This is a genomic window from Tundrisphaera macrotermitis (assembly GCF_051175315.1).
Classification (GTDB): Bacteria; Planctomycetota; Planctomycetia; order Isosphaerales; family Isosphaeraceae; genus Tundrisphaera.
The window spans coordinates 6,759,134-6,785,346 of record NZ_CP195100.1 but is presented as its reverse complement, the minus strand read 5'-3'; the positions used below and the strand labels follow the sequence as shown (position 1 = coordinate 6,785,346).

Here is a 26,213-nt window from a genome sequence, read left to right as displayed (position 1 = left end):
GCCTACCGTCCCCGGCGATCCGGGGCCTGGTGGCCGAAGACGTGCGGCCCCCGAATCGTCGCCCCGACGGCGGGGGCCGGCGTCGGGGCCGTGGCCGGCGTCGCGATGGTGGACGTCGGCCGCCTCCGCATCAGCAGGGCGAGCAGGACCAGCATGGCCCAGGCATGGACGTGGAAGCTGAACAGGAGCAAGGAGGCCTCCCGGCCGATGATCCCGCGGTTCAGCCCCACCGTCGCCAGGCCATACAAACCGAGCGCGACCAGGGCGGGGCGGCCCAGCGGCCGGAACGCCCGGTGCTCGGCGACCAGCAGGTAGACCGCCGGCAGCAGGAACGCGAGGTGCTGCATCCAGGTGACCGGCGACAGCAACGGCATCGCGATCAGGAGGGCGGCGACCTCGATCGTCCAGGCCGGGTCGTCGGGGCCGATGAATCGGCGCCGGGACCACAGGGCCAGCGACCCCAGCAACGCCAGCCCCGCCAGGGTGCCCACGCGGTTGGCAACCTCCGGCCGGATGTTGGCGAAGGCCACGTCGGCGCGGTTGTCGAGCTTGAGCGGGTGGCCGGGCGGGTAGGCGACCAGCAACCGGGCCACCGCCGGCTTGAGCGACTGGTTCTGGACCCGGACCTCGTTATCGGCGCGGGCCTTGTCCACCCGGTCCGAGAAGACGTTGAAGGCGACGGCGTTCCATTCCCCCTGGTACTTCCACCACGACGCCGGGCCCATCCAGAGCGCGGGCAGGACGATCCACGCCGCCGTGGCCCCGGCGGTCAGGCCGGCCAGCCGCCACCGGCGCTTCCAGGCGAAGTAGGGCAGGAACAGCCCGGGTGTCATCTTCAGGGCGATCGCCAGCCCGAACCCGGCGGCCCCCCACCCCTCGCGCCCCTTCTGGACGCACCGCAATGAGCCCAGGATCAGTGCCAGGTAGATCAGGTGCGGCCCGCCGTCGTCGAGGTCGCGGAGGAGATACTGGCTGGTCAGGACGATCGCGATGGCGGCGACGGTCAGCCCCCGCCAGGCCCCGGGCCGGGCGCGGTCGCGGGTCATCTCCGCCAGCCAGCGGAGCGAGAGGGCCAGGCAGATCAGCGCGGATCCGGTCCGGGCCAGGCTGGCCAGGGGGAGCGGAAGCATGGCCATCGGCGCATAGTACATCGCGCTGATGGGCATGTAATTGAAGCAATTCCCGTTCTCGTAGAGCGGCACGCCCCGGAGGAATCGCATCCCGAAATCGCGCTGGACGTTGAAGTCGCCGTAATTGCGGGTATGGCTGACGGCCTTGGCGGCCAGCTCCGCCGGGATGAAGACGCAGCAGGCGAACAGGAACCAGCGTTCGAACCGCGTCCGCGACCTGAACCAGGCCTTCATCGCCGTCCCCTCCGTGGGAGCCCGCGGGCATCATGGCCCGATCCGCGTGTGCTGCCGTGCCAGGGCCCCTTATCGTCCATCGGGCGCTTCTCGTCCACTCGACTTGCCCGGGCTCAGGCCGGCGACCACTCGGCGTCGCGGGTGCTGCGGAATCCGCTGGAAAGGAGGAGCGAGCCGAGCGGCCCGAGGATCGCGCCCAGGTCGACCACGGCCGGTCGGACCAGCGTGTGGTGGAACAACCGGCACAGGTTGACCCGGCGGTCGAACCGGCGATGCCAGGCGGCCTGGACCTCGGCCTGGAGCCGGGCGTCGACCCCGGCCGGCGAGGCCAGGGCCCGTCGGACGAACGGGGCCAGCGCCTCGGCGCCCAGCAGGGCCATCGTCATCCCCTGGCCCCCCAGCGGGTCGACCGTCCCCTGGGCGTCGCCCGCGAACAGGAGGCCGGGCAGGGCGGGGGTCGACACCTGGACCCGGACCCCGGCCACCGTCTTCCACTCCCCGGCGGGCGTCGAGCCTCCCAGCAAACGGGCCAGCCGGGGGTTGCGGCCCAGGCACTCGGCGGCCACGCGGCCCAGGTCGCCCCGCCGGGCGCGGACGGCCGACTCGGGCAGCAGGGCGCACAGGTTGGTGGCCGTCCCCTCGATCCGGCAGGTCCCGCCGTACCCCCCCGGGACGAGGTGGAGCCCGACCACCCCCGGCCCGTCGTCCAGGCCCGGTTCGCCAACGGACAGGTGCCGCTTCAGGCCGAACAGGCGGGGGCGGAACCAGCTCCGGCCCCGGGTCGTCCCGGCCTGCTTGACCAGCCCCGAATGCCGTCCGTCGGCGGCCACGGCGACGCGGGCGCGGATCGCGAACTCGCCCGCCTCCGCCCCCCGCGCCCGGAGCCCCGCCACCCGGCCGTCCTCGACCCACGGACCGCCGACGCGCGTGGCCTCGAAGACCTCGACCCCCTCGGCCCGCGCGGCGGCGAGCAGGAGGTTGTCCAGGGTGGACCGGCCCAGGCCGATGCCGGGGGAGCCGTCCTCGCCGGCGATCTCGGCGTCCAGGATCCGCCCGGCCGGCGTGCTCAAACGGACCCGCCGGATCGGCCGATACCCCGACCGCTCGACCGCCCCGGCCAGCCCGATCCGGTCCAGCACGCCCCAGCACTCGGGGCTCAAAAACTCGCCGCACAGCTTGTCGCGCGGGAACGTCCCCGGGTCCAGCAAGGCCACCTTCGCCCCGCCCCTGGCCAGGGCCAGGGCCAGCGAGGCACCGGCCAAACCGGCCCCGGCAATCGCGACATCGTACGGGCGTTCGGGCGGGGGCATCATCGCGATCGGTCTCGGCTCGGCCTCGGGTCCACGGGCCATCCGGCCCCACCAAGTTATAGGACCGGGGAAAGCCCCCTCCCGCCGCCCTGGCCGATGCCGCCTCGCTTCGCCTCCGCCACGACGGGCAGATTCCGCCAAGGCCGTGCGACCCGCCCGGCGGTCAGCGACCGTATCCGAACAGGGTGAGCCCCCGCTCGTCCTCCTCGATCCGGAAATGGCCGATGGCCGCGAGCACCCGCTTCAGGCCGTCGAGATCCTGCGCGACCGGATCGCCGTCGCCGGTCGGCGGGCCGGAGCGGGGGAAGCGGATCCACTCGATCCAGCGGTACTCCTCGGGCTGGAAACGGCCGTCGGCCAGCCCCGTCGGCAGGAGGTCCCGCCGGGTCGGCACCCCCCAGTCGTAGAGCCGATCCTCGTCGATGAACTTCCAGGTCGCCCACCGGAGCCCGAGCCCCGCGTCCGCGATCGCCCCCAACGCCTTCCGCCACTTCGCGTCGCTCATGAACGAGGCGGAGAAGGCGGCGACGGCACGCTCATAGGGGTCGCGGCGTGGCGTCCAGCGGATCTCCTGCTTCGAACATTTCTTCATGGCCATCGATCCTGACTCGACCCCGGCCGCTATCCCTCGGCGGGTCGGCCCTGGTGGGATGACAGGTCAGGCGCGATGCTCCGGATCGGGGTAGAGTCCCTGCGAGGGATGGCACCACCCGGAGATGAAGTCCATCACCTCCAGGATCGCATCGTGGCTCGCCTCATCGGCATCTTCGGAGTGGCATCCACGAGCCGCATCGAAGAGCGCGAGGAGCACCGACCGCGGCATCCCGCCATCCCGCAATTCCTCGGCAACCTCCCGCAAGGCGTCCCGCGGCGGCGTCCGCGCGAGGGCGGACTCCACCCGATTCATCGGCACGGTGGGATCCATCAGGGGTCATCCGGTCAGCATCGCCATCGGCGGAGGTCGTCCCGGCCGGGATGATGGAGATGACATCACATGGCCCCCAATCTCCGGCCAACCACGGCCACCCGGATGGTTATACGAGCGGGCCGATTGTCGGGCAAGACCCGCCTTGCGGGGGCACGACCATGCTCATTCCCGGACCGGGCGGACGCACCCGACGCGAAGCTCGCATCTCCGTCTAGCGGCCCGGGGCGGTCGGCATGGCCGGGCGGGCGGGCGGGCCGCCGGGGCGGATGACCGTGGGGGGCGTCGTGGGCCTGGGCAGGATCCGCGGCGGGCCGATGAACTTGCGATCGGGCGGGAACTGGCGAGGCCGGCCGTAGAGGTCGCTCACGCGATCGGCGAGGTCGAATCCGTTGCCGGTGACGAAGCGGAGGACCCCGTCGCGGTCGATCAGGTAGCAGGTCGGAAGGCGGTCGATCTGGCCGCCCTCGACCCAGATCCTCCGCGTGGCGGCGTCGTTGGGGACCAGGACCAGCGGGATCTGCAACCCGATCTTCTTCAGCACCTGCTCGGTGTCCGCGAGGGTCGAGTCGAACGAGACGCCGACCGCCGCCACCTCGCCGGGCCCGTTCGATTCGATGGCCCGCCTGACGTTCATGTACGTGTGGGCGGTCCAGGACGATTCCCCCTCGACGACCACGATCACCGCCTGGCCGCGATGGTCCTGGGCGCGGGCCCGCTTGCCGTCGGCCGTGGGGAGGTCGAAGGGATAGGGCTGGCCGAGCCGGGCCGGCGGCAGGATCGCCATCTTCCGCGCCGAGGCCTCGGCCTGGGCGGCGACGACGGACCGCTCGGCGGAGTCGGGGGCGACCCGCTCGATGCCGAAATAGGCGATCTTCGCCGGGTCGTCCCCGAACATCCCGTTGACGCCGAAGAGCGCCACCTCCAGCTGGCCGTCGCTGCCCGTCGATCCCCCCGCCGGCCAGGTCGGGAGCGACGCCCGGCGGGTCCCATCCTCTTCGAAGAGGACGACCCGCAGGGGCACCGTGACCGACCCCTTGCGGGCCGTCTGGGTCACGAGGAACTGGATCGCGTCCTTCTTGGGCCGGGCCGAGGCGTAGACCACCAGGGTGTGCTCCGGGGTGGTCTCGTGCCAGGTCCGGTCCAGCTGGAAGGCCCGCGGCTCGATCTCCCAAAAGCATCCCGGCGACGGCATGAGATCCAGGCGCCCCACCTTCAGGCCGAAGCTGTTGCCCCCGCTGAAGATCCGCCGGGGCGGCGCCGCGACCGCCGGGATCTTCGGGGGGCCCGGCTTCGGGATGGCCCTCGGCGGGGGCGGCGGGGGGGCCGCGGGCAGGGCGATCGGGCCCGACATGACGATCAGCCGGTCGAAGGCCCCGGTGGCGGCCATCCAGACCCCGCCCACGAATCCCGCGATCGTCCCCAGCACGACCAGCGCGCCGACGCGTCCCGATGTCATCCGTCGTCCCCTCGCACGAAACAGGCCGGGGCGGGGCCGATCGCCCGTTGCATCGTGTGATCATGGCATGCGGGTTGGTCGCGTGCAAGCATGCGATCGCGGGGCGGCATCCTCACTTGCGTCCGGGGCGGGTTGATACGAAGATGATGATCCTCCCCATGCGAGTCCCGCCCCGCCCGGAGGCCCCGGCCATCATGCGAACCCGCCCCTGGATGACCCGTCTTCGTCGCGGCATGGTCGCGTTCGGGCTCGCGCTCGGCGTCGCCACGGCCGGGGCGGGGGCGGACGCGCCCCCGGTCGACTTCGGCCGCGACGTCCTGCCGATCCTGTCGGATCGCTGCTTCTCGTGCCACGGCCCGGACGCCGGGTCGCGCCAGGCCGAGCTGCGGCTCGACACGAAGGCGGGGGCGCTGCGCATGGAGGAGCCGGTGATCGTCGCGGGCCGGCCCGACGAGAGCGAGTTCGTCGCCCGGATCGCCAGCCACGACCCCGACGAGGTCATGCCCCCGCCGAAGCTGAACCGGCCGCTCACCCCCGCGCAGGTCGAGACCCTGACGCGCTGGATCGCCGAGGGGGCGAAGTGGGGCGAGCACTGGTCGTTCACCCCGCCGGCGCGGCCCGAAGTCCCGACGGTGCAGGTCAAAACCTGGCCCCGGGGGCCGATCGACGCTTTCATCCTGGCCCGCCTGGAGCGCGAAGGGCTCCGGCCCTCGCCGGAGGCGTCCCGGGAGTCCCTGATCCGCCGCGTGACGCTCGACCTCACCGGCCTGCCCCCCACGATCGCCGAGGTCGACGCCTTCCTGGCCGACGCGGCGCCCGACGCTTATGAGAAGGTGGTCGACCGCCTGCTCGCCTCCCCGGCCTACGGAGAGAGGATGGCCTGGGACTGGCTCGAAGCGGGCCGCTACGCCGACAGCAACGGCTACCAGGGGGACAACGACCGCACCATGTGGCCCTGGCGCGACTGGGTGGTCCGGGCCTTCAACGCGAACATGCCGTTCGATCGGTTCACGGTCGAGCAGGTGGCCGGCGACCTCCTGCCCGATGCGACCCCGGAGCAGAAGCTGGCCACCGGGTTCTTCCGCAATCACATGATCAACGGCGAAGGGGGGCGCATCCCCGAGGAGAACCGGGTCGACTATTCGATGGACATGAGCGAGACGGCGGGCACCGTGTGGCTGGGCCTCACGCTCAACTGCTGCCGCTGCCACGACCACAAGTTCGACCCGACCTCGCAGAAAGACTATTACGCCTTCATGGCCTTCTTCAACCGGACCCCGGTCACCGGCGCCGGGGGCGACCCCCAGACGGCGCCGGTGCTGGACGTCCCCTCGCCCGAGCAGGCCGAGGCCCTGGCGCGCCTGTCGGCCTCGGTCGCCGACGCCACCCGGAAGGTCGAGGAGCGAGAAAACGCCCTGTTCCCCCGCCCCGAGGGGAAGCCGGCCGCCGAATCCCCCAAGGCCACCGTGCTCCGGCCCGAACTCGTCGAGTGGCTCAAGCTCCCCCCCGCCCGCCGCGACCGCAAGCAGGCCGAGGCGATGGAGAAGGCCTGGGAGGCCGCCGAGCCCGACTACGCGGCGCTGCTCAAGGCCCGCCGCGAGGCGGTCAACGCCCGAGACGCCCAGGCCAGGGCGATCCCCCGGGTGATGGTCATGGGCGACATGCCCGAGCCCCGCGACACCTTCATCCTCGACCGCGGCTCTTACGAAAAGCCGAAGGAGAAGGTCGCGCCCGCCTCCCCCGGCTTCCTCCCCCCCATGCCGTCCGACGCCCCGGCCAACCGGCTCGGGCTGGCCCGCTGGCTGGTCGCCCCGGAGAACCCGCTCACCGCGCGGGTGGCGGTCAACCGGGCCTGGCAGATGTTCTTCGGCGTCGGTTTGGTGAAGACCTCCGACGACTTCGGCCTCCAGGGGGAACTGCCCAGCCACCCCGAACTGCTCGACTGGCTGGCCACCGAGTTCGTCCGCACCGGCTGGGACGTCAAGGCCCTCCATCGGTCGCTGGTCACCAGCGCGGCCTATCGCCAGGAGGCCAAGACCTCGCCCGCGCTGGCCGAGAAGGACCCGGCCAACCGCCTGCTCGCCCGGGGGGCCCGGTTCCGCCTGCCGTCGTGGATGCTCCGCGACCAGGCGATGGCCTCGGGCGGGCTGCTCGTCGATCGGGTGGGCGGCCCGCCGGTCCGGCCGTTCCAGCCCCCCGGCGTGTGGGAGGAAGCCTCGTTCGGCATCCTCAAGTACAAGCAGGACGAGGGGGAAGCCCTGCGCCGCCGCAGCCTCTACACGTTCTGGAGGCGGATCGTCGGCCCGACCGCCTTCTTCGACGCCTCGCCCCGCCAGGTGTGCGTGGTCAAGCCGAACCGGACCAACTCCCCGCTCCACGCCCTGACCACGCTGAACGATGCCACCTATGTCGCCTCGGCGCGAGGTTTGGCCGATCGCGCCACCGCCGAGGCCGGACCGGCGCCCGCCGACCGGATCGAGCGGGCGTTCCGCCTGGTCCTGGCCCGCCGGCCGACCGACGACGAGCGATCCGTCCTGGTGGCGGCCCTGGACCGGGTCCGCCGCGAGTTCGCCGCCGACCCCGCCTCGGCCCGCAAGTACCTGGGGGACGGGGCGCCGGGGGATGAGGCGCAGGCCGTCGATCGCGCCGCGCTGGCGGCGGTCGGCTCGGCGATCCTGAACCTGGACGAGGCCCTGACCAAGGAGTGACGGCCGTGGACCCTTTGCAAGCCAATCACCGGCACGTCACCCGCCGCGAGTTCTTCGGCCGATCGGCGGCGGGCGTGGGCACGGCCGCCCTGGCGTCCTTGCTCGCCCGCGACGGCCTGGCCGGGACGATGCCGCCGGGCACGCCGGGCCTGCCCCACTTCGCCCCGAAGGCGAAGCGGGTGATCTACCTGTTCCAGAACGGGGCGCCGTCGCACGTCGAATTGTTCGACTACAAGCCCGAACTGATCGCCATGCACGGCAAGCCGGTGCCGGCGTCGGCCGTGGCGGGCAAGCGGTTCAGCTCGATGACCGGCGCCGCCGACGGCAAGCTGATGCTCGCCCCGATCGAGCCGTACCGCCAGCATGGCCAGAGCGGCGCCTGGGTCAGCGCCCTCATGCCCCACACGGCGGCGATCGCCGACGACCTTTGCTTCGTCAAGGGGATGCACACCGACGCCGTGAACCACGCGCCGGCGATCTCGCTGATCCTCAGCGGCGGCCAGATCCCGGGCCGGCCCACCGCCGGCGCCTGGCTGGCCTATGGCCTGGGCTGCGATACCGACCAGCTGCCCGCCTTCGTGGCCATGACCTCGGTCTCCAAGGGGACGACCTGCGGCCAGATCTTCTACGACTTCTACTGGGGCTCCGGCTTCCTCCCGTCCAAGTATCAGGGGGTGAAGTTCCGCAACGGCGGCGACCCGGTCCTCTACCTGTCCAACCCCGAGGGCATGTCCACCGCCATGCGCCGGGGGCTGCTGGACGACGTGGCGAAGCTCAACGAGATGAAGCTCCGCGACTTCGGCGACCCCGAGATCGCCACCCGCGTGGCGCAGTACGAGATGGCCTTCAAGATGCAGGCCAGCGTCCCCGATCTGACCGACCTGTCGACCGAGCCGCAGAGCACGTTCGACCTCTACGGCCCGGCCGCCCGCGAGCAGGGGACGTTCGCCTACAACTGCCTGATGGCCCGCCGATTGGCCGAGCGCGGGGTCCGGTTCGTCCAGGTGATGCACGCCGGCTGGGACCAGCACAACAGCATCACCACCGAGCTGTACAACCAGTGCCGCGACACGGACCAGCCCTCCGCCGCGCTGGTCACGGACCTCAAGCGGCGGGGCCTGCTGGATGACACCCTGGTGATCTGGGGCGGCGAGTTCGGCCGGACCCCGTTCATCCAGGGCAAGCTCGACGACCGCGCCCGCTGGGGCCGCGACCACCACCCCCACGCCTTCACCTCGTGGATGGCCGGCGGCGGCATCAAGCCCGGCATCACCTATGGCGAGACCGACGAACTCTCCCTCTCGGTGGCCCGCGACCCGGTCCACGTCCACGACTTCCAGGCCACGATCCTCCACCTCCTCGGCATCGACCACGAACGCCTCACCTACCGCTTCCAGGGCCGCGACTTCCGCCTCACCGACGTCCACGGCAAGGTCGTGAAGCCGATCCTGGCGTGAGCGGGCGTCCATGGGGCTCGGGCTTCGCGTCTCCGACGACTAGGGCGTGTCTGGCAATAGCCTCGGCCCATACGATTGGAGTGGACGGATCACCCCACCAGCACCCTCACGACCTTGGCTCAACTCCGACACGCCCTCTCCGACGAGCATTACGCCGCCATCGAGCCGCTCCTGCCCACCAACGCCCGGCCCGGCCACCCCTGGAAGGGGCACCGCCGGGTGATCGACGGCATCCTCTGGATCCTCCACACCGGCTCCCCCTGGCGTGACCTGCCCAGGCCAACCTACGGCCCATGGCAGACCGTCTACGAGCGGTTCAACCGCTGGGCCAAGGACGGGACCTGGGCCCGGCTGCTCGAGGCCCTGCATGTGCGGCTCGACGCCGCCGGCAAGATCGACTGGGACCTGTTCTGCATCGACGGCTCCTCGATCCGGGCGAGCCGCGACGCCGCCGGTGCCTCGCCGACCCACGGGACGGCCGCCGAGCCGGCCGACCACGCGTTGGGCCGCTCTCGCGGCGGCTTCGGTTCGAAGATCCACCTGATCTGCGACGGCAAGGGCCTCCCGATGGCGGTGACGGTGACCGCCGGCCAGCGGCACGAGGCGACCCAGTTCGAGGCGGTAATGGGCCGGGTACGCGTGCCCGGCCGGAGGGGCCGACCCCGGAGCCGGCCCAGGAAGTTGGCCGGCGACAAGGGCTATAGCTCGCGGAAGATCCGCCGATCCAACCGTCGCCGGGGGATCGCCTCGGTGATCCCGACCAAGTCCAATGAGAGGCGGGTCCGGGGGTTCGACAAGGCGTCGTATCGCCGTCGCAACGTGGTGGAGCGTTGCATCGGGTGGCTGAAGGATCGGCGGCGGGTTGCGACGCGGTTCGAGAAGCTGGCGGAGAACTTCGAGGCGATGGTCAAGCTGGCGATGCTTGAACGGTTGCTGAAGGCACTATTGCCAGACACGCCCTAATCCCAACCCGGCCAGGGAGGGCGGGGATTGATGGATGCGACGGTCGAAGACGAGGCCCGACGGCTGGTCGAGCGGCTCTCGGAGGATGCGTTTGAAGTGTTCCAACAAGCGTAGGAATTGCAACAGGTCGCGACCCGGTGGAGGATGGCCGTTATTGATCCGACCTATCGGAACTTGCATCGGGCGGAAGTTGTAACGGTTGAAGTCGATGGTCCATCCGCCAGGTGGCTTTCCCGGAAGATTCGCCGTGATATCCGACCATCTCACCGATTGAGTACGTTCCCAATGGAAGATGACAGGCCGGATGCACCAGAGAGGCCAAGACTCACGGTAAACCCCTCGGAAGACGCGGCCATGCAACAGGATCGAAAACGATTCTCGGTAGGAGTCGCCAGGCGTGATGTCTCATGCCTCATCAAAACGCAGGGCCTTCGTTGGTGGCTATTCCTTGGCTTGTCATTCCTTGGCTCGGCCCAGGACTCATCGACCGCGGCCGACGGCCCAACTCTGGGCATGCCCCTGAACGTTGAGCGACTGATCCGTTGGTTGCCCGAAGATACGGAAACATTGGTCGTCGCCCGAAATGCAACCTTGACCATAAATGATGCCTGGGTCGCCCTAAAATGGCCTGAAATCGGGGTCGCCAACGCGATCTATGACTTGGATGTCCATTCGCATAAATCCTTGGAACCATTGCTGGGAAAAAAGATCGATCTGATCGTTCGAGGGGGGAGAAACTACGAGGGCGTGAGCAGCTTCGGTAGCCTGCGGAGTGAAAGTAGTACGATCCTCCTCTTCCCAGCGGATCTTGGCGATGCGGGCCGAAAACTGATTGAAGCCTTCCGGAAGAATGCGAAATCGGTGAGAACCATCCTGAATCGAGAGGTCTATGTCTTCCCCTCGCCGATCAAGAAGGAACCTTGGGTCAAGAAGACGACCTGGGAAGGGGCTTATTTCGTCCTCCTGAAGCCGGATACCCTTCTCTACGCCACCAGCGATCGTTATCTGGAGGAGGTGCTCCGACGTGTTAATGACGACCGCGGAATCCGTGCGCTACCCGACGACTTGCCGGAGTGGAAATACGTCAACTTCGCCGCCCCGGCCTGGGTCGTGAGGCACTTTCCGAAGGGCGGCCGAGACGTACGGGCTATCGGCATGACGGCGGCCTTATCGGATCAACGATTCCAGGTCATTTATGTTCCCAAACCGGGGGACGCCCTGGACTCTGGCGATGTGTACAAGCAGTGGTTCACGGGATCTGTTCCTGTCACTCCTCAGCAACGGGAAAAATTCAAGCTCGAAAGTCGGCACGATGGCACGATCTCCTTCTCGACCAGCGCGCCGCCCGATATTGAAGCCGACATGTTGATCTGGTTCTGGCAATGCACGCGTCCTTCGCCTGGGGTTTTCTCTGGACATTCCCTTGAGCCATAATGGCTCGCGAAAGGAGTGCCCGAGATGCCCGAGCCCAGCACCAAGACCGACACCAATGACCGGGGCCGCTTCTCGGCCAGGAAGAAGTCCGAGGCCGTCCTCCGGCTCCTCCGGGGCGAGGACCTTGACTCCCTCTCCCGGGAGCTCGGCGTCGTCGCCGCCACGCTCTCCTCCTGGCGGTCCGCCTTCCTCGACGGCGGCACCGCCGCCATGAATAGCCGCCCGGCCGACGACCGGGATGAGGAGATCGTCCGCCTCCGGTCCAAGGTCGGCCAGCTCACCATGGACAACGAGCTGCTGGGCCGGAAGTGCCAGCACCTGGAGAGCGGCCGCCCTTTTGCGTCGAGGAGGCGGAGCACCTGAGTAGCCGTAGGGTGGGCACCGCCCACCATCCCAACAGCGAGGGCGGTGGGCGATGCCCACCCTACCACACTCAAGGTCCAGGCTGGTGGACGGTCGCCGCGTTTCCAATCAGGGCGAGACGCGACGTCGGAAATCCTAAGAATCTCGGAGTGCGACGAGCGAATATGACTCCGGCGATCGACCAGGAGCCCACTCATGGCGTCACGAGGCGGGGTCAGCACGATACCCTTCGAGCAGCGATGCCCGCCAAGGCGGCGGAAACGTGAGCGATTGACCCGCGGAGATCGGCTGGTGCTCGCCCTGTGCGGCAGCCTCCTCGGCCTGATTTCCTGGAGCACGCTCTATCTCATCCTGTTCCTGAACGGGCTGAAGGTCGCGGCCAAAGTCGCTGCACAAGTGCCCCAAATGCCCCCGGTCCCGCCCATCGACCCCATGCCGGGCCTGCCGTCCTACTGGTGGGGGGCGTGGCCCGCCCTGGCTTTCGCGGGATATGGTTCGCTCGCGGGGGCGGAGAGGATGATGGACGCTTTCGAGTGGGTCATGAAGCAACTGGGCGAGTTCGCGAGGATCGCAAGCCGGAACAATTAGCCATCGACGCCGTCAGTTGTCTTCCCGATCGTGCTACCATCTCGATGACGTGTTCCGGGGCACGGCCGTGCGTTCGACACGCCTTGGAGGGCGGACCATGATCGACAAAATGGCGCTCATGCAGTTCGTAGGGTGGGCACCGCCCACCTTCTTGAATCGGGGGATGGTGGGCGGTGCCCACCCTACGGAACTGACGTCGAATGGAAGTTGTCGCGGTTGGAGTAGCGGCGAAACCTCACAGATAACATGGTGCAGCGATGAAGTGGCTGATCGGTTCAGGCCAGCCGGCCGATGCAAACGTTTTTGACGGCAAGATCGTCGCTGTCTACTCTCGGTTCGATGAGGGGGGGGCTGATCAAGGATGTCCGGTTCGCTCGCCTTGAGGGGAGGTCGTTCCTTGTCGGTAGGTTCGCTCCCCGCGAGACCCGTGACTGGTCCGATGTGACGTGCTGGCTCGCAATCGACGAAGTGGTCAAGCTCCTCGTATTTGATAGCTTGGACGACGCGAAACGATCATTCGAGCAAGGGGAGAAGGCCAAAGCGGCTGGGTGTGCCACGGGGGATGACAGTATAAGCGGTGCCGTATAAGTATAATTCGCGAACACGCCCTGGAGAAGAACGGCAGGGCGGGCACCGCCCACCCTCTCGAATCGGGACGGTGGGCGGTGCCCGCCCTCGGACCCTGAAGGAATAACCCCGGCGTCAATCAGCCGTTCGCCACTCGCACCCCGGAGGAGCAGGGATGCAGGCCATGGGCGATCTCTGGACGAAGCGCTGGCAAAGGGCCATCGATGCCGCGAAACGGCGAGGCGCCCGGGATTATGGCCTCGAAATCGATCGGCCGGCGACCACTTCCGAGGTCGAAGAGGTCGAACGTGCGATCGGGAGACCTCTACCCCAGCCGTTCCGGAGGACCTTGCTCGAGTTCTCGCGTCGGGTGGACTTCTTCTGGTTCCTCCTACCCCAGGATGACCAAACACCGGAACGTTGGAAGGGGGTGTGGTGCGGGGGGTGCCGCTGGGATATCGGGCAGCTCGCGAGGATGGACGAGGAGGCCCGCTGGCTCTCGACGAACGCCTTCGTCGAGGATACGCCCGATGAGACAATCTGGCGGGACAAGTTGCCGTTTCACGCCATCGCCAGCGGCGACTACATCGCGATCGACGTCTCTTCCGGCGACCCGCAACCGGTCGTCTATCTCAGCCACGACTTCGACTACAGCCACGGCCATGTGCTCGGGGGCGATTTCTTCGACTTCATGGATCGTTGGACCGCGCTCGGGTGCCCCGACGATGACATCTGGCCGCTCTTCGTCCCGGAGAAGCGGGGGGGCATCGACCTGGCTGGCTCGAACGCCGTGGCCTGGTGCGAGTGGTTCGGAGTTCCGCCAGGACACGCCATCCGGGACGAATGAGCCATGCCCACGCCCCACAACCGCCCCCCGGAGTGTCCGTCGGGTTGACGACGCCCCAACCCGAAGGCCACTCAAGGAGCGCGGGCCATGCCAGCGGCGGAATTCGCCGAGTTCCTGCTCGATTGCCTCGAAGATTTCGACCGGTCGATCCCGCCCCTGGGCCTCTACGCCGCCGGGGATCTGCCCGAGTGCAGTCGGATCAATGCCCGGGAAGCGGAATGGCATTGCGGGCTGCTACCGCGACTCAAGGCATCGGGATGTTCGGGATTCTGGTCGATGGATCATGGCCATGCGTTCGACGCTCCCGGGATCGGCCCGGCGAAGTTGAAGATCATCAAGATCTCGAAGATCAAGGTCAGGAAGTTCGGATCCCACTACCGGGTCGATCGCCTCGAAGACTTCTCCGAACGCTGGGGCCGGTGCAAGATCGACAAGGAGTTGAGCCGGCTCTGGAAACCATCGTCGCTCGCCGAGCCGGGCCGTCGGTTGCGTCTCGTCCTGTTCATCGGTTTCGACAAGGCCGAGGACCCCTTCGCCAGGGAACTCCAACGGCTGAAAGCGTCGCTCGACTGGAGCGTTCACGGCGTGACCCACACGACCCGGGTGCTGGAGGACCGCTACGAACGCCACTTCCGCATGAGGTTCTCGGTCTGGTGGAAGGAAGCCCCATGAGTGTTGCCCGATCCATCGGGATCGACGGGGCCGAAGCCTGATGGGAGATCGATCGGGTCGCACTCGTCCGCCCCGAGGGTGGCCACATCCGGTGGTCGCAACTCCTTTTCGTGAATCGGGATGGGCCGGTGCGTGGGCTCCCCGCTGACGCGCCGGCGGGCACGGATCCCCGGGCTCGTCTCATGTCGATCGGTCGCTGGCATTGCCAGCCCGGGGCGTCGGGGGTAAGTTCCCGCCGTGACTCGGCCGGCGGTTCGACTCGTGATGAGGCGAGGGTGATCATGAACGGGTTGATGATGGACGTCCCCCTGATCCTGCCGGGCATCCTCGACCGCGCGGCGCGGATCTTCCCGGACAAGGAGGTCGTCGCCCGCGAGTCCGGCGGCGGGCTGCGGCGCACCACCTACGGCGCGATCGCGCCCCGGGTGGCCCGGCTGGCCAACGCCCTGCGGGGGCTGGGCATCCGCCCGGGCGACCGGGTGGCCACGTTCGCCCAGAACCACGACCGCCACCTGGAACTCTACTTCGCCATCCCCGCCGTGTCGGCGGTGCTCCACACGGTCAACATCCGCCTGGCGCGCGAGCAGATCCGCTACATCATCAACCACGCCCGCGACCGCGTCCTGTTCGTCGACGCCTCGCTGGCCCACATCGTCGCCGACCTCGCCGGCGAGTTCCCGACCGTCGAGCACGTCGTCGTGATCGGCGACGGGGGCGAGGCCCCGTCTTTGCCCGGCCCGGCGATCGACTACGAGGACCTGCTCGCCTCGGCGTCCGAGGCTTCGCAGGCCGACCGGCCCGGCGAGGCGATGGCCGCCGGGCTCTGCTACACGTCGGGCACCACCGGCGAGCCCAAGGGGGTCCTGTACAGCCACCGGTCCCTGTACCTGCACGCGATGGGGACGTGCATGGTCGACTCGTTCGCCGTGGGCGAGCGCGAGGCGGTGCTGCCGGTCGTCCCGATGTTCCACGTCAACGCCTGGTGCCTGCCGTTCGCCTGCGCGATGGCCGGGGCCAAGCAGGTGTACGCCGGGGCCCACGCGCTGGGCCGGCCCCTGGCCGAGCTGATCGCGGCGGAGCGGGTGACGTTCGCCGCCGGGGTGCCGACGGTCTGGAACCTCCTGCACCAGCACCTCCGCCGGCACCCGGGTGAGCACGACGTCTCCAGCCTGAAGACGGTGATCGCGGCCGGCTCGGCGGTGCCCCGGTCGATGATCGAGGCGTACGAGCGCGACCTCGGCGTCACCATGATCCAGGCCTGGGGCATGACCGAGCTATCCCCGATCGGCACGGTCGCGCGGCCGACGCCGGCGATGGCCGGCGACCCGGAGGCGGCGATGGCGGCCCGGGCCCGGCAGGGCCGGCCGGTGCCGGGCGTGGAGGTCCGCATCCTCGACGACGCCGGGGGCGACCTCCCCTGGGACGGCCTCCACGCCGGGGAACTCGCGGTGCGCGGGCCGTGGGTGGCCCGGGCCTATTACGAGGACCCCGGCGACGGCGCGGCGTTCACCGCCGACGGCTGGTTCCGCACCGGCGACGTGGCGACGATCGACGCCCGAGGCTACGTCCAGGTCACCGACCGGAGCAAGGACCTGATCAAGTCCAAGGGGGAATGGATCAGCTCCATCGAGATGGAGAACGCCGCCTTGGGGCTCGCCGGGGTGCTGGAGGCCGCCGTGGTCGCCCGGCCCGACCCCGGCCGCGACGAGGCCCCGGTGCTGTTCGTGGTCCGCGACCCGAACTCCCCCGATCGGCCCGAGGCCGCCGACCTGCTCCGCCACCTCGCGGATCGGTTCGCCCGCTGGCAACTGCCCCGGCCGGCCGACGTCCGGTTCGTGGCCGGCCTGCCCCGGACCAGCGTCGGCAAGCTGGACAAGAAGCTCCTCCGCCGGACGCTGGCCGAGGCCATCCCGCCGCCCCACTTCGGCCGGGCCGGCGCGGCCCGGACGGGGGAAACGGCGTCGGGATCGGTGGAATCGGGTTGAGGCGTTGTCCCTCCCTGCGGAGGGCCCGCCATTTCGCCGGGTGGATATCGCCCGCCATCTCGGGGCCGGGGACTGCCATCGCGGTTACGGCTGGAGTGGAGGCGGGGGCGGCGGGATGGGCGCCGGCGGGGGCGGAGCGTCGGCCTCCGGCTCAGGCCCCGCCGGCGCCGTGGGCCGGGCGTCGAACTGGCCGGAGAACGCGGTCCAATCCGCGAAGGGGAAGGTGCCGAGGTCGCGGTACAGGGCGAGCCGGCCGGCGTTGAACTCGTTCCAGAGCGAGACGAGTTGCGAGCGGCTCTCCGCGATCCTCCGGGCGTGAGGGGCCAGGTCAAGCACTGGCCGGGCCGGCCGGCCGGGCGCCGAACCCGCCGGAGGGGTGATGATCTGCTCGTAGATGTCGCTCAACTGGCGGACGGCCAGGACCGACATCCGCTGCGCGTGCCGGTAATCGGCCCGCACCTCGGCCAGGTGGCGGATCCGATCCCGGAGGGAGACCTCGGCCAGGGGCTCGTCGACGGCCCTGGCGAGGCCGCCCCGGGAGGCGGCACGCGTCGCCAGGGCGAGCACCTCCTCCAACCGGTCGGGGTCCTCCTCGATCTCGCGGAGGATCGATCGGCCATCGATCACGACGTCGCCCAGGGTGGGCAAACGATTGAAGAGGGCAGCCAAACCGGCCAGGGTTCGGTTGGGGTTGAGGTGCCAGCGGTTCACCTCCTCGAACGACCGCCGGAACGCCGCCTGGGATGCGAGGTCGATCGTGATGGGGGCGTGCGGGGAGAGCCCGAGCGTCACCTTGAAGCGATCCAGGCGGTCGCGATACTCGGCCATCTCCCGGCCGAGGCCGCGCCTCGCGTCCGAGAGCGTGGCATCGAAGCCGTCGACGTCGAACTGGCTCAGGCCGGACGCTTCGCCCCTGACCATCTCGCGGAGCACTCCCATCCAGTTCTCCAGGGAGGCCACATACCAACGGTCGTTCTCGATGCGCACGACCCGGGATTGGAGATCGAGGAATGGGGAGGAGGGATCGACGAATGCGTCGGAGGACGCGAAGTCCTCGCGGAACCGCGCGAAATCCTCGACGCCGGGCCCCGCGGCCCGGATCGCGGCCTCCCCGGCGTCGAGCGTCTCGAAGCGGCCCGGCTTCGCGCCCCGAGGACGGGCGATCGCCAGGTCGTAGGCCTGCTTCAGGCCGAGCACGCCGGGCTTGCTGCCGGCGGGCAACCCGGCGATCCGGGCCTCATCGAGTGGCCCGGGCCGGACGTCGAAGAACAGCGAGAGCAGGCTGACGATGGGGCTCTCGCCCTCCTGGGGCGGGATCGGTTCGCCCGGCGCGGGCGGCGGCACGGCCGGGGCCGGGGGCGGCACGTCCTGGGCCGGGGGCGGCACGTCCTGGGCCGGGGCGGACCCTGCGGCGAGCAGGATCAGGGCGAGGCCGAGCGATCGGATCGGGGGGCGCCGCATGGGCGGAGGCTCCGGGGCTGGGGGGAAGGCCCATCACGCATGTCGATGTTGGCCGTCGCGCCGGCGCGGGTCAAGCGGCCACACCCCGTCGCCTCACGGTCGGGCCGCCATCCGATCGAGGCCGGCGCGATCGATGGCCAGCCAGGCGATCTGGTTGCGGTCCCAGGTCGTCGCGGAGGCGGCGCCGACGTACAGGCGGGCCGGGCCTCCTCCGGGGTCGAGGAGGAGGAACGGGGTGACGTGGCCGAAGGCGTCAATCGGGGCGCCGGATCGGGGGGCGAGCAGGCCGCGATCGGTCCAGGACAGGCCGTCGGTGCCGGAGGCGGCGCGGGTGCCGTCGCGGGATTCGTAGAGCATGACCAGCGAGCCGCCGACCCGCTTGACGTCCACGCCGCCGGCGTCGTGGTCGAAGACGGGGGAGGGGCCGGAGCGGGTCCAGTGGAGGCCGTCGCGCGAGGTGGCGTACCCGACGTGGCGGGCGGAGGCGGGCGAGATCGGGACGCCCTTGACCGGGGCGCCGGGGGGGAAGTCGCGGCGGCCGTCGTACCACATCCGGAACAGGCCGCCCTCGTGGATCACGCTGGGGCGGCCGACCGACAGGGAATCCCACGAGCCGGGCGGTCCGACGTCGAGGGCGACGCCCTTCGGCTCCCAGGCCCGGCCGTCGGCCGAGATGGCCACGTCGATCCGGTCCACCACGTCGCGGGCCGTCCGGGTGTAGAACAGGAAGAAAAGGCCGCCGACCCGGACCACCGAGGGGTCGTTGACGTGGTTGGCCCGGTCGTCGGCCAGGACCACCCCCTTGTGGGCCCAGGTGGCGCCGCCGTCGGACGACTCGGCCAGCGCAATCCGGTCGTGGCCGTCGCGACCCTGGCCGCCGTACCACATCCGCAGGGTCGGGCCGTCGCGGATCACGTCTGGGGCGTAGACGTTGCCCTCGCCGTGAGGGGCCACCTCGGCGTCCCCCTCCCCCCGGAGGATCGGCGTCGGGCCGCCATCCGGCGGGAGGGCCGGGAGCAACGCCGCCAGGGCCATCGCGATCGTGGAAGCCCGCATCGTCCGTCCCCCTCTCGCTCGATCAATCCGGCAGGATTCCGGAAAAACTCAGCATAAACCCCCCTCGATCTCCTGAATATAAGGGCGACGGCCCCGATCCGCGACGGGCCCACGACGTGCACCCCGATCGCCCCGGAGCCCGCCCCCCATGCCGTGCAGCCCCGCCCGCCTCGCCGCGAACCGCGCCAACGCGTCCCGGAGCACCGGGCCCAGGACGGAGGCCGGGAAGGATCGCTCCCGCGCCAACAGCTTGAAGCACGGGATGACCGGCGACGGCGTGGTCCTGGCCTCCCGCGACGCCGCCGAGGTCGCGGACCTTTCCCGCGAGCTGGAGGCCGACCTCCGGCCGACCAACGCCGCCAGCCGGGTGTTGCTCAAGCGGTTCGCCGTGCTGGCCGTCCGGCTCGACCGCTGCGTCGAGCACGGCGACGCGATTCGGGCCGGGCAAGCCCGCGACGCCGACCATGCCTTCCTGATCGCCCGGACCGCCGAGATCAAGGTGATCGGCACCCACCTGGAGCACCGGCCGGCGGCCACGGTCCGGACGCTCAAGGAGACCGCCCAGGGGATCGACTGGCTGGTCGGGACCTGGCTGGCCATCAAGAAGGACCTCGGCCGGGGCCGCAAGGTCCGCTGGCAGCGCTGGCACCTGGACCGGATCGACAACCTGCAGGGCCGATACCCCGGCGAGTCGCCGCCGTGCCGGTTCGATGCGGCCTGCCGGGCCGGGTGGGGCGACTTCTCGGGCCTGCCCGCCGATCCGGGCACGCCCACCCCGCGCGAGCGGAAGGTGCTGGCCCGCCGGCAGGTCGCCGCGATGATCGACGAGGAGGTCGCGGCGCTGCGGGCGATGGCCCCGACCCGCGACCCGGACGAGGAGGCCGCCGACCGCGCCCAGGCCCCCGCGCGGGCTTTGTTCGACCCCTCGCCGGAGGCGAACCTCGCCCGGAAGTACGAGGCCGCCGCCGAGCGCGGGCTGTTCCGGGCCCTGCGCGACTTCCGCCAGCTCGAAGGCTGGGCCGAGGGCCGAGACTCCGGCCCCCCCGCGCCGCCCCGGGCCGCCGATCCCCGCCCCGAGCCGACGCCCGAGATCGAGCCCGGATCCGACCCGGGGGTCGAAGGCCCCGCGCCCGCCGAACCCCCGGGAAAAACGAACCCAACCGATCCGCCCCGGACGCCGGATCTGCCGCCCCCGTTGGACTGGGAACCGGCCTTCTGGCAGCCGCCGGCCCCGTTGCCCCCGGGCTTGCCCTCGATCCGCGAGATGACGGGATACGGATCGGGCGGGGGAGGCCCGGCCTGAGCCCTTCCCCGCCCGATCATCGCCGCCGATGCCGCCGGGACCGCCCGGCCCCGATCGCGGTGCGCCCCGACGAGGCCGGCCACGGGCGGGGGTGTCCGATCCGGTTCGCCTGTTCCGATCGATTTCATTGTGATACAGATCGGCGCCATCGGTCCCGGCCGGGGTGTGTCCGGGCTCGCGCCGCGGGTGGCGGCGCGGACGATGGGTTGGCACGGAGGCGGGTCGTCATGAATCGGCGTGATCTGGGTCGGGCGGCGATCGCGGGGTCCGTCCTGGCGGCCTCGGCGCGGGGGCAGGACTTCGGCGGGCTGGTCGAGAAGCTGGCCAAGGACACGATCCGCAAGGGGTTGGAGCCGAAGGCGATCGAGCGATCGTTCGCCGCCAGCCGGGCCGGCGAGCCGCACCCCTTCCGGACCGCCGACGGCTGGACCCTGGTGGCCCACCGCTACAAGCCGGCCGGGGCGCCCCGGGGCAAGCCGATCATCCTCTGCCACGGCCTGACCTACAACGCCCTGTTCTGGGACCTGGACCCGGCGTGCAGCCCGGCCCAGTACTTCGCCGAGGCCGGCTACGACGTCTGGTCCGTCAGCCTGCGCGGCAACGGCCTGAGCCAGAAGTGGGTCTGGAAGCTCGACAACGCGCCCATGCAGCTGATGGGCGGGGCGATGCGGCGGCTCTCCCAGGGCAAGGTGGCGCCGACCGGCTATGCCACCATCGACCCCAAGTATGCCAACTGGACGATGGACGACCACATCGAGCACGACGTGCCGGCGGTGGTCCAGTTCGTCCGCAAGATGACCGGCGCCCCGGACGTGACCTGGATGGGCCACTCGATGGGCGGGATCGTCGCCATCGCCCGGATGGCCAAGTATCGCACGCCCGGCATCGGCCGATTGATCGCGGTGGGCAGCCAGGTGACCATGCCCAACGGCCAGATCGTCACCCAGTACCTCGACTCCCTGCTCAGCGGCCGCCAGCTCGAACTCACCGGCCAGATCGACGCCGCCCGCGCCGTGGAGATGGGGCAGGAGGGGCTGCAGGACATGTTCTTCAACATCCGCAACGTCGACCGCAAGGTCTACGAGGCCCTGACCACCTGGGCCACGGACGTGCCGTCGATCGGGCTGATGAAGCAATATATGTTGCTTTCGCGGCGGGGCGAGCTGCTCGACGCGGCGGGCTCCTACAGCTATGCCCGCAACCTGGCCAACGTGACGGTGCCCTGCCTGTTCGCCTGCGGGGCCGCGGACCGCTTCGCCCCGCCGGCCGTCCAGCAGCAGATGCACGCCGGGGTCGGTTCGGCCGACAAGTCGCTCGCCTACTTCGGCCGGGCCGCCGGATTCCAGGTCGACGCCGGGCACGACGATGCCCTGGTCGGGCTGAATTCGCGCGCCCAGGTCTACCCGACCATCGCACGCTGGCTGGCCCAGCGGGCCTGATCCGCCCGGGGGGGCCGTTGGGCATGGCGATTGCTGAAGTCTCCGCCACAGTCCCGGACCGCCCAACGGATCCATGCACGAGAGGATTCCCCCATGTCGAAGCTTGCCACCCTGCGCGACCTCTATATCGAAGAGCTGCGGGACCTCTACAGCGCCGAGAACCAGATCACCAAGGCCCTGCCCAAGATGATCAAGGCGGCCACGTCGCCCGAGCTGAAGGCGGCGTTCGAGAAGCACCTGAAGGAGACCGAAGGCCAGATCACCCGCCTGGAGACGATCTTCGAGGGCCTGGGCAAGTCCCCCAAGGGGAAGACCTGCGCCGCCATGAAGGGGCTGGTCGAGGAAGGCTCGGAGCTGATGGGCGAGGACGCCGACCCCACCGTGATGGACGCCGGCCTGATCGCCGCCGCCCAGCGGGTCGAGCACTACGAGATGGCCGGCTACGGCACGGTCCGCACCTTCGCCAAGCACCTGGGCGAGAAGGAAGCCCTCAAGCTCCTCCAGGCCACCCTGGACGAGGAAGGGGCCACCGACAAGGCCCTGACCACGCTGGCCGAGAGCGTCATCAACGCCGAGGCCACGGCCTGATCCCCGCGGTCGCGGGAGGATCAATACTCCCGCGACCGCCCCGGTCAGCCGGCCGGCGCCGGCAGGCTCGTGGCCGTCGCCAGCAGGGACTCGCCGTCGAAGACCGCCGCGTCCGAGTCGGCTTCGGCCGGCAGGGAGCGGAGCCAGGTGTTCCAGCCCAGCCGGTGCCCGACGTCGCCGGGCTCGGGGTCGTCGGGGGCGAGCCGGCACTCCGGGATCTCGTCCCCCCGGAGCACGAGCTGGACATCGAAGTCCAGGTCCGGCCCGTTGTAGAGCCGGGTCAGGTGCGACAGCAGGAAGATCGCCTTGCGCGCCGGGATCGGCGAGGGATCGGGCAGGAACTCGGCGAACTGGCCGTAGGACAGGGGGCCGAGCCGGACCCGGAATCGCCCCTGGACGTCCCAGACCTGCTCCCCGGCGATCGCATCCACGCCCAGCCGGGGGGCGTCGCCGTGATCCCCTTCGCCCAGGCGGATCTGGTTCTCCGCGCCGAGCGGGAGCCACTGGCCCCGGAACGAGTCGACCTGCGCCGGGGCCGCGAAGTAGTCCGCGAGCAGCCGCTCCAGCCCCACGGCCGAGCGCGGGCGGTGGGCGAACAGGCCCGCGTAATAAATGACCGCCAGGTCATTGACCGCCGCCAGGGGCGGCTCGCCAGCCGGGGCCGGGGACGGCGCGGGGACGATCAGCCGGCGGCGGAGCGGCGGCTCGCCCAGCCCCACCAGGCTGAACAGGGCCCGGGTGAACGGGTCGGGGTCGTCGCGCAGGGCCTCGCCGCGCTCGAACGGGATGGCGAAGCGATACTTCTCCCAGGCCCGGTAGAACATCGACGCGAGCCGATGGTCGAAGATCCCCAGCCAGTCGCGGAGGGCGAAGCGGTCGGCCTCGCGGGTCTCCTTCTCCAGCCGGATCAAAAGCTCGGTGTAGTGCCGGGGCAGGATCCCGCTGGGCCCGGTCAGCCCCAGGAACGCCTGGACCAGCACCGGGGCCGAGCCGTCGTCGCGACCCGGCCGGAGGTCGGCCACCGCGCTGGGGGGGAACGCCAGCGAGGCGATCGACCGGAACCGCACGCACTCGGCCCCGGGCGGGCCATCGCGACCGACCGGCACAGAGCCCGGCGCGAGCCGCTCCAGCAGCCGCACCGCCTGGAAGAAGTCGAAGGCATACGGCTCGGCAAACAGGTGCCCGGCGGGGGTCGTGTCGCTCGGCATGGACGTTCATCCGGCGGGTGGTGGCGGCGATTGGGCGGATGGCTGCGCCCTGGCCTTGTCGTAGGCGGCTTGCTTGGTGCTTTCCAGGGCGGCGGCCTTCTCGACCACGCTGCGGAGTTCCTTGGTGGTCTTTTCCTTCACGTAGCGGTTCAGGATGGCCCGGGCGGTTTCCGCCTTCTCGAGGTTCAACTCCGCCTGCTCCAGCGTCAGCCGGGCGATCTGCCTCTCGTCCGGATCGGTCCCCCCTCGTTCAGGCATCCGCTCGGCCCGATCCAGTTCCGCCCGGGCCCGCTTGACGCCGGCCTCGGCGGCCGCGTCCTGCTCGGGGATCGTCGTGCCGACGTAGGTTTCCAGGGCGATCTCGGCCTCCACCCGGGCCAGCCGCGCCCGCAGGTATTCGGCCTCGCTCTTCTTGGCCGCGAGCGTCGCGGCGGGCGACGGGGCCTGCCCCCGGCCCATCGAGCCGAGCCCGAGGAGGCCGATCAGCACCAGGAACGTCGGGATTCGGCGGCGGATCGTGGGCGTCATGTCGGCCTCGCTTTTCGGGGTGGTTGTGGTTGGGGTCCATCGCCCCGCCTTCGGGAAATAGGCGGTTTCGCCGCCGCACCGGACCCGGGATCGAAAGACGTTAAGCTTGTGGATGCGTCAGATCAAGGGGTGGGCCCCGGTGCGGGGGGGGAAGCGGCGGAACGGCCCCTCGGCCTGGGTGGTCGATGCGACCAGCTGGGTGAACGAGTTGATCGAGGTGTAGAGGGCGAAGAAGCGGTCGAGCACGCACGCGAACGGGTAGATGCCGGTGCCGACGTAGTTCCTTTCGTCGAAGCCGAGGGCGATCTCGGTCCCCCGGCAGAACCCGCCCGAGATCGGGTCGCCGATCCGGCCGACCACGCGTCGGCAGGACATCGAGGCGATCCCCTCGATGATCTGGCGGTTGACCGCCGAGGCGGGGTCGCCCACGTCCTGATCCGAGAAGTCGTAGAGCCGGAGGATCTCGCGGAGCGAATCCAGTCCTTGCTCCCCGTCGGACAGGGACAGGTGGTTGAGGTTCAGGTGCGACACCAGCCGCCAGTAGGCCCCGCGCCGAGACGGCGGGCGGAGCGGCGGGGTGGGCGATACCACGCACCGGACCCGCGAGATCGGCGCCGCGGCTTCGAGCTGGAAGTCGACCCGGTCGCCCAGGTGCTGGAGCCGGACGGGAAGCTCGCGGTTGGTGCAGGTGGTCCAGGCCACCACGGTCGACTCGGCGGGCAGGCGGGGGTTGAAGTCGAGGTCGACGAGGTTAATCTCGACGTCGGTCCCCCGGTCCCCCTCGCGCACCGACGGGAGCCGCGACGTGTGCCAGAACGCCCGGGGGCCGTCGCGGGCCGTGCCGTGGGCGGCCGAGTAGAAGGGCTTGTAGTGGGTGGTGGTCCGGGTGGCGGGGTCGGTGCTGGTCACGTCGTCGACCGAGTAGACCTCCATCCCGTCCGGGCTGGCCACGTCGGGGATCACCCGGTATTGATACCGGCTCTGCGTCAGCCGGATCGGCTCGGCCACCTGCTCGAACAGGTTGATCGCCGGGGTGCAGCCCAGGCGGAAGGTCGACGCATCCACGCGCCCCTCGATGTCCGGCGCGGAGCGGTTGAGGAAGATCACCACCTCCAGCTCGTCGCCGAACCCGGCCTCGGCCGCCGCGCGGAAGCCGCCGAGGTCGACGAACGAGAACTTGGCCGGGAAGGCGAAGAACTCGCTCAGGAGGCGGTATCCCTCGAACGACTGGGCCGGGTAGGGCAGGAGCCCCTGCTCGCGGTCGAACCCGACCGGGCCGAGGACGTCGGCGGGCGCCAGGCTGATCGGCTCGGGCGGAGGTCCGCCGCGGGCGCCCCGGCCGAGGGGGCGGAACACCACCCCGACCGCGTGGTTGAAGACCAGCTCGTAGAGCTTGCCCACCATCGCCCGGTCCCCGGCCAGGTAGAGGCGGAGGGCATCGAGCCCGAGGTCGGCGAACTTCAGCCCGGCGGCGCAGTTCAGCCGGAGCCGGAGCGCGGCCACCGCCCGGGGCGGGGGCGTCATCCCCTCGGGGAAGGGCGGGGGGGCCAGGCGGGCCTCCAGCACCCGGACCGGCCAGAGCGTGACGGCGTCCCCCGTGCGGTACTTGCACGGGATGTCCCCCACGGCCTGGGTCCGCAGCCGGCTCCCCTTCGGGATCGTGAACCCCTTGGGGATCCCGGCGCGGCCGGAATCCAGCTCGAACTGGACGATCGCCATCGACGGGATCGGCGCCAGGTAGTGGGGATACAGGACGCCGAGCAGGCCGTCGGTCAGCTCGGGGAACTCGTCGTCGAGCTTGTGGTGGACCCGCCCGGCGAGCAGGGCGAACGACTCGATCAGCCGCTCGACGTGGGGGTCGGCGCTGCGGCCGGACTCCAGCATCAGGCGGCCGGCCGCCGCCGGATAGCCCCGGGCGAACTCCTCGGCCATGCGCCGGATGAAGGTCAGCTCGCGCTCGTAGTAGCGATACAACGTGTCGGACATGG

At 70.4% G+C, this 26,213-nt stretch carries 22 protein-coding genes; 12 read left to right on the top strand and 10 right to left on the bottom strand.

Annotated elements, in window-relative coordinates; genetic code table 11:
• Positions 1–2 precede the first annotated feature (2 nt).
• The 5 genes from TA3x_RS27455 to TA3x_RS27435 all read right to left on the bottom strand — a co-directional run bounded on the left by TA3x_RS27455 (position 3) and on the right by TA3x_RS27435 (position 5,058).
• Entirely contained in the window at positions 3–1,364 is a 1,362-nt protein-coding gene (locus TA3x_RS27455; protein ID WP_435017870.1) for a glycosyltransferase family 87 protein, read from the bottom strand.
• Between the two features lie 113 nt (positions 1,365–1,477).
• Complete coding sequence (locus TA3x_RS27450) at positions 1,478–2,677, bottom strand: NAD(P)/FAD-dependent oxidoreductase (protein WP_435017869.1); 1,200 nt, start codon at positions 2,675–2,677, stop codon at positions 1,478–1,480.
• Between the two features lie 160 nt (positions 2,678–2,837).
• Positions 2,838–3,266 (bottom strand): hypothetical protein, encoded by a 429-nt coding sequence (locus TA3x_RS27445; RefSeq protein ID WP_435017868.1) that lies wholly within the window; start codon positions 3,264–3,266, stop codon positions 2,838–2,840.
• Between the two features lie 66 nt (positions 3,267–3,332).
• Positions 3,333–3,599, bottom strand: a complete 267-nt coding sequence (locus TA3x_RS27440; RefSeq protein ID WP_435017867.1) for a hypothetical protein — start codon at positions 3,597–3,599, stop codon at positions 3,333–3,335.
• A gap of 214 nt (positions 3,600–3,813) precedes the next feature.
• Positions 3,814–5,058 (bottom strand): peroxiredoxin family protein, encoded by a 1,245-nt coding sequence (locus TA3x_RS27435; RefSeq protein WP_435017866.1) that lies wholly within the window; start codon positions 5,056–5,058, stop codon positions 3,814–3,816.
• A 194-nt stretch (positions 5,059–5,252) separates the two neighbouring features.
• On the opposite strand from TA3x_RS27435, the gene TA3x_RS27430 reads away from it, so the two are divergent.
• The 9 genes from TA3x_RS27430 (at position 5,253) to TA3x_RS27390 (ending at position 16,642) form a co-directional block, all read left to right on the top strand.
• Positions 5,253–7,766: a DUF1553 domain-containing protein gene (locus TA3x_RS27430; RefSeq protein ID WP_435017865.1), complete on the top strand. Its 2,514-nt coding sequence runs from the start codon at positions 5,253–5,255 to the stop codon at positions 7,764–7,766.
• A 5-nt stretch (positions 7,767–7,771) separates the two neighbouring features.
• Positions 7,772–9,223 carry a DUF1501 domain-containing protein gene (locus TA3x_RS27425; protein ID WP_435017864.1) on the top strand — a complete coding sequence of 484 codons (1,452 nt, stop codon included), beginning with the start codon at positions 7,772–7,774 and terminating at the stop codon, positions 9,221–9,223.
• Positions 9,224–9,337: 114 nt separating this feature from the next.
• Complete coding sequence (locus TA3x_RS27420) at positions 9,338–10,186, top strand: IS5 family transposase (RefSeq protein WP_435022289.1); 849 nt, start codon at positions 9,338–9,340, stop codon at positions 10,184–10,186.
• A 354-nt stretch (positions 10,187–10,540) separates the two neighbouring features.
• The gene (locus tag TA3x_RS27415; protein ID WP_435017863.1) at positions 10,541–11,620 is read left to right on the top strand and encodes a hypothetical protein; all 1,080 of its coding nucleotides are present in this window, start codon (positions 10,541–10,543) and stop codon (positions 11,618–11,620) included.
• Positions 11,621–11,644: 24 nt separating this feature from the next.
• Positions 11,645–11,983 carry a transposase gene (locus TA3x_RS27410; protein WP_435017862.1) on the top strand — a complete coding sequence of 113 codons (339 nt, stop codon included), beginning with the start codon at positions 11,645–11,647 and terminating at the stop codon, positions 11,981–11,983.
• 270 nt (positions 11,984–12,253) lie between these two features.
• The gene (locus tag TA3x_RS27405; RefSeq protein ID WP_435017861.1) at positions 12,254–12,571 is read left to right on the top strand and encodes a hypothetical protein; all 318 of its coding nucleotides are present in this window, start codon (positions 12,254–12,256) and stop codon (positions 12,569–12,571) included.
• Between the two features lie 742 nt (positions 12,572–13,313).
• On the top strand, positions 13,314–13,985 hold the full coding sequence (locus TA3x_RS27400; protein ID WP_435017860.1) for an SMI1/KNR4 family protein: 672 nt from the start codon (positions 13,314–13,316) through the stop codon (positions 13,983–13,985).
• Positions 13,986–14,072: 87 nt separating this feature from the next.
• Positions 14,073–14,657, top strand: coding sequence for a hypothetical protein (locus TA3x_RS27395; protein WP_435017859.1), 585 nt, complete (start codon positions 14,073–14,075; stop codon positions 14,655–14,657).
• 281 nt (positions 14,658–14,938) lie between these two features.
• The gene (locus TA3x_RS27390; protein ID WP_435017858.1) at positions 14,939–16,642 is read left to right on the top strand and encodes a long-chain fatty acid--CoA ligase; all 1,704 of its coding nucleotides are present in this window, start codon (positions 14,939–14,941) and stop codon (positions 16,640–16,642) included.
• Positions 16,643–16,726: 84 nt separating this feature from the next.
• Here the strand turns inward: TA3x_RS27390 and TA3x_RS27385 are convergent, their stop codons facing one another.
• Positions 16,727–18,103: a hypothetical protein gene (locus tag TA3x_RS27385; RefSeq protein ID WP_435017857.1), complete on the bottom strand. Its 1,377-nt coding sequence runs from the start codon at positions 18,101–18,103 to the stop codon at positions 16,727–16,729.
• Between the two features lie 93 nt (positions 18,104–18,196).
• The gene (locus TA3x_RS27380; protein ID WP_435017856.1) at positions 18,197–19,159 is read right to left on the bottom strand and encodes a hypothetical protein; all 963 of its coding nucleotides are present in this window, start codon (positions 19,157–19,159) and stop codon (positions 18,197–18,199) included.
• A 148-nt stretch (positions 19,160–19,307) separates the two neighbouring features.
• On the opposite strand from TA3x_RS27380, the gene TA3x_RS27375 reads away from it, so the two are divergent.
• The 3 genes from TA3x_RS27375 to TA3x_RS27365 all read left to right on the top strand — a co-directional run bounded on the left by TA3x_RS27375 (position 19,308) and on the right by TA3x_RS27365 (position 22,489).
• Positions 19,308–20,462, top strand: coding sequence for a hypothetical protein (locus TA3x_RS27375; protein ID WP_435017855.1), 1,155 nt, complete (start codon positions 19,308–19,310; stop codon positions 20,460–20,462).
• A 227-nt stretch (positions 20,463–20,689) separates the two neighbouring features.
• Positions 20,690–21,901 carry an alpha/beta hydrolase gene (locus tag TA3x_RS27370; protein WP_435017854.1) on the top strand — a complete coding sequence of 404 codons (1,212 nt, stop codon included), beginning with the start codon at positions 20,690–20,692 and terminating at the stop codon, positions 21,899–21,901.
• Between the two features lie 93 nt (positions 21,902–21,994).
• Positions 21,995–22,489: a ferritin-like domain-containing protein gene (locus TA3x_RS27365; RefSeq protein ID WP_435017853.1), complete on the top strand. Its 495-nt coding sequence runs from the start codon at positions 21,995–21,997 to the stop codon at positions 22,487–22,489.
• 44 nt (positions 22,490–22,533) lie between these two features.
• On the opposite strand, the gene tssG is transcribed toward TA3x_RS27365, so the two are convergent.
• The 3 genes from tssG to tssF all read right to left on the bottom strand — a co-directional run bounded on the left by tssG (position 22,534) and on the right by tssF (position 26,211).
• Positions 22,534–23,697: a type VI secretion system baseplate subunit TssG gene (tssG, locus tag TA3x_RS27360; RefSeq protein ID WP_435017852.1), complete on the bottom strand. Its 1,164-nt coding sequence runs from the start codon at positions 23,695–23,697 to the stop codon at positions 22,534–22,536.
• A 6-nt stretch (positions 23,698–23,703) separates the two neighbouring features.
• Positions 23,704–24,225 (bottom strand): hypothetical protein, encoded by a 522-nt coding sequence (locus TA3x_RS27355; protein ID WP_435017851.1) that lies wholly within the window; start codon positions 24,223–24,225, stop codon positions 23,704–23,706.
• Positions 24,226–24,342: 117 nt separating this feature from the next.
• Positions 24,343–26,211, bottom strand: coding sequence for a type VI secretion system baseplate subunit TssF (gene tssF, locus TA3x_RS27350; RefSeq protein ID WP_435017850.1), 1,869 nt, complete (start codon positions 26,209–26,211; stop codon positions 24,343–24,345).
• Between the last annotated feature and the right edge of the window lie 2 nt (positions 26,212–26,213).

Excerpts from the sequence above, each read along its gene's own strand:
- TA3x_RS27455 (WP_435017870.1), bottom strand. The coding sequence starts at position 1,364 with ATGAAGGCCTGGTTCAGGTCGCGGACGCGGTTCGAACGCTGGTTCCTG.
- TA3x_RS27450 (WP_435017869.1), bottom strand. The coding sequence starts at position 2,677 with ATGATGCCCCCGCCCGAACGCCCGTACGATGTCGCGATTGCCGGGGCC.
- TA3x_RS27445 (WP_435017868.1), bottom strand. The coding sequence starts at position 3,266 with ATGAAGAAATGTTCGAAGCAGGAGATCCGCTGGACGCCACGCCGCGAC.
- TA3x_RS27440 (WP_435017867.1), bottom strand. The coding sequence starts at position 3,599 with ATGGATCCCACCGTGCCGATGAATCGGGTGGAGTCCGCCCTCGCGCGG.
- TA3x_RS27435 (WP_435017866.1), bottom strand. The coding sequence starts at position 5,058 with ATGACATCGGGACGCGTCGGCGCGCTGGTCGTGCTGGGGACGATCGCG.
- TA3x_RS27430 (WP_435017865.1), top strand. The coding sequence starts at position 5,253 with ATGCGAACCCGCCCCTGGATGACCCGTCTTCGTCGCGGCATGGTCGCG.
- TA3x_RS27415 (WP_435017863.1), top strand. The coding sequence starts at position 10,541 with ATGCAACAGGATCGAAAACGATTCTCGGTAGGAGTCGCCAGGCGTGAT.
- TA3x_RS27410 (WP_435017862.1), top strand. The coding sequence starts at position 11,645 with ATGCCCGAGCCCAGCACCAAGACCGACACCAATGACCGGGGCCGCTTC.
- TA3x_RS27400 (WP_435017860.1), top strand. The coding sequence starts at position 13,314 with ATGCAGGCCATGGGCGATCTCTGGACGAAGCGCTGGCAAAGGGCCATC.
- TA3x_RS27395 (WP_435017859.1), top strand. The coding sequence starts at position 14,073 with ATGCCAGCGGCGGAATTCGCCGAGTTCCTGCTCGATTGCCTCGAAGAT.
- TA3x_RS27390 (WP_435017858.1), top strand. The coding sequence starts at position 14,939 with ATGAACGGGTTGATGATGGACGTCCCCCTGATCCTGCCGGGCATCCTC.
- TA3x_RS27385 (WP_435017857.1), bottom strand. The coding sequence starts at position 18,103 with ATGCGGCGCCCCCCGATCCGATCGCTCGGCCTCGCCCTGATCCTGCTC.
- TA3x_RS27380 (WP_435017856.1), bottom strand. The coding sequence starts at position 19,159 with ATGCGGGCTTCCACGATCGCGATGGCCCTGGCGGCGTTGCTCCCGGCC.
- TA3x_RS27375 (WP_435017855.1), top strand. The coding sequence starts at position 19,308 with ATGCCGTGCAGCCCCGCCCGCCTCGCCGCGAACCGCGCCAACGCGTCC.
- TA3x_RS27370 (WP_435017854.1), top strand. The coding sequence starts at position 20,690 with ATGAATCGGCGTGATCTGGGTCGGGCGGCGATCGCGGGGTCCGTCCTG.
- TA3x_RS27365 (WP_435017853.1), top strand. The coding sequence starts at position 21,995 with ATGTCGAAGCTTGCCACCCTGCGCGACCTCTATATCGAAGAGCTGCGG.
- tssG (WP_435017852.1), bottom strand. The coding sequence starts at position 23,697 with ATGCCGAGCGACACGACCCCCGCCGGGCACCTGTTTGCCGAGCCGTAT.
- TA3x_RS27355 (WP_435017851.1), bottom strand. The coding sequence starts at position 24,225 with ATGACGCCCACGATCCGCCGCCGAATCCCGACGTTCCTGGTGCTGATC.
- tssF (WP_435017850.1), bottom strand. The coding sequence starts at position 26,211 with ATGTCCGACACGTTGTATCGCTACTACGAGCGCGAGCTGACCTTCATC.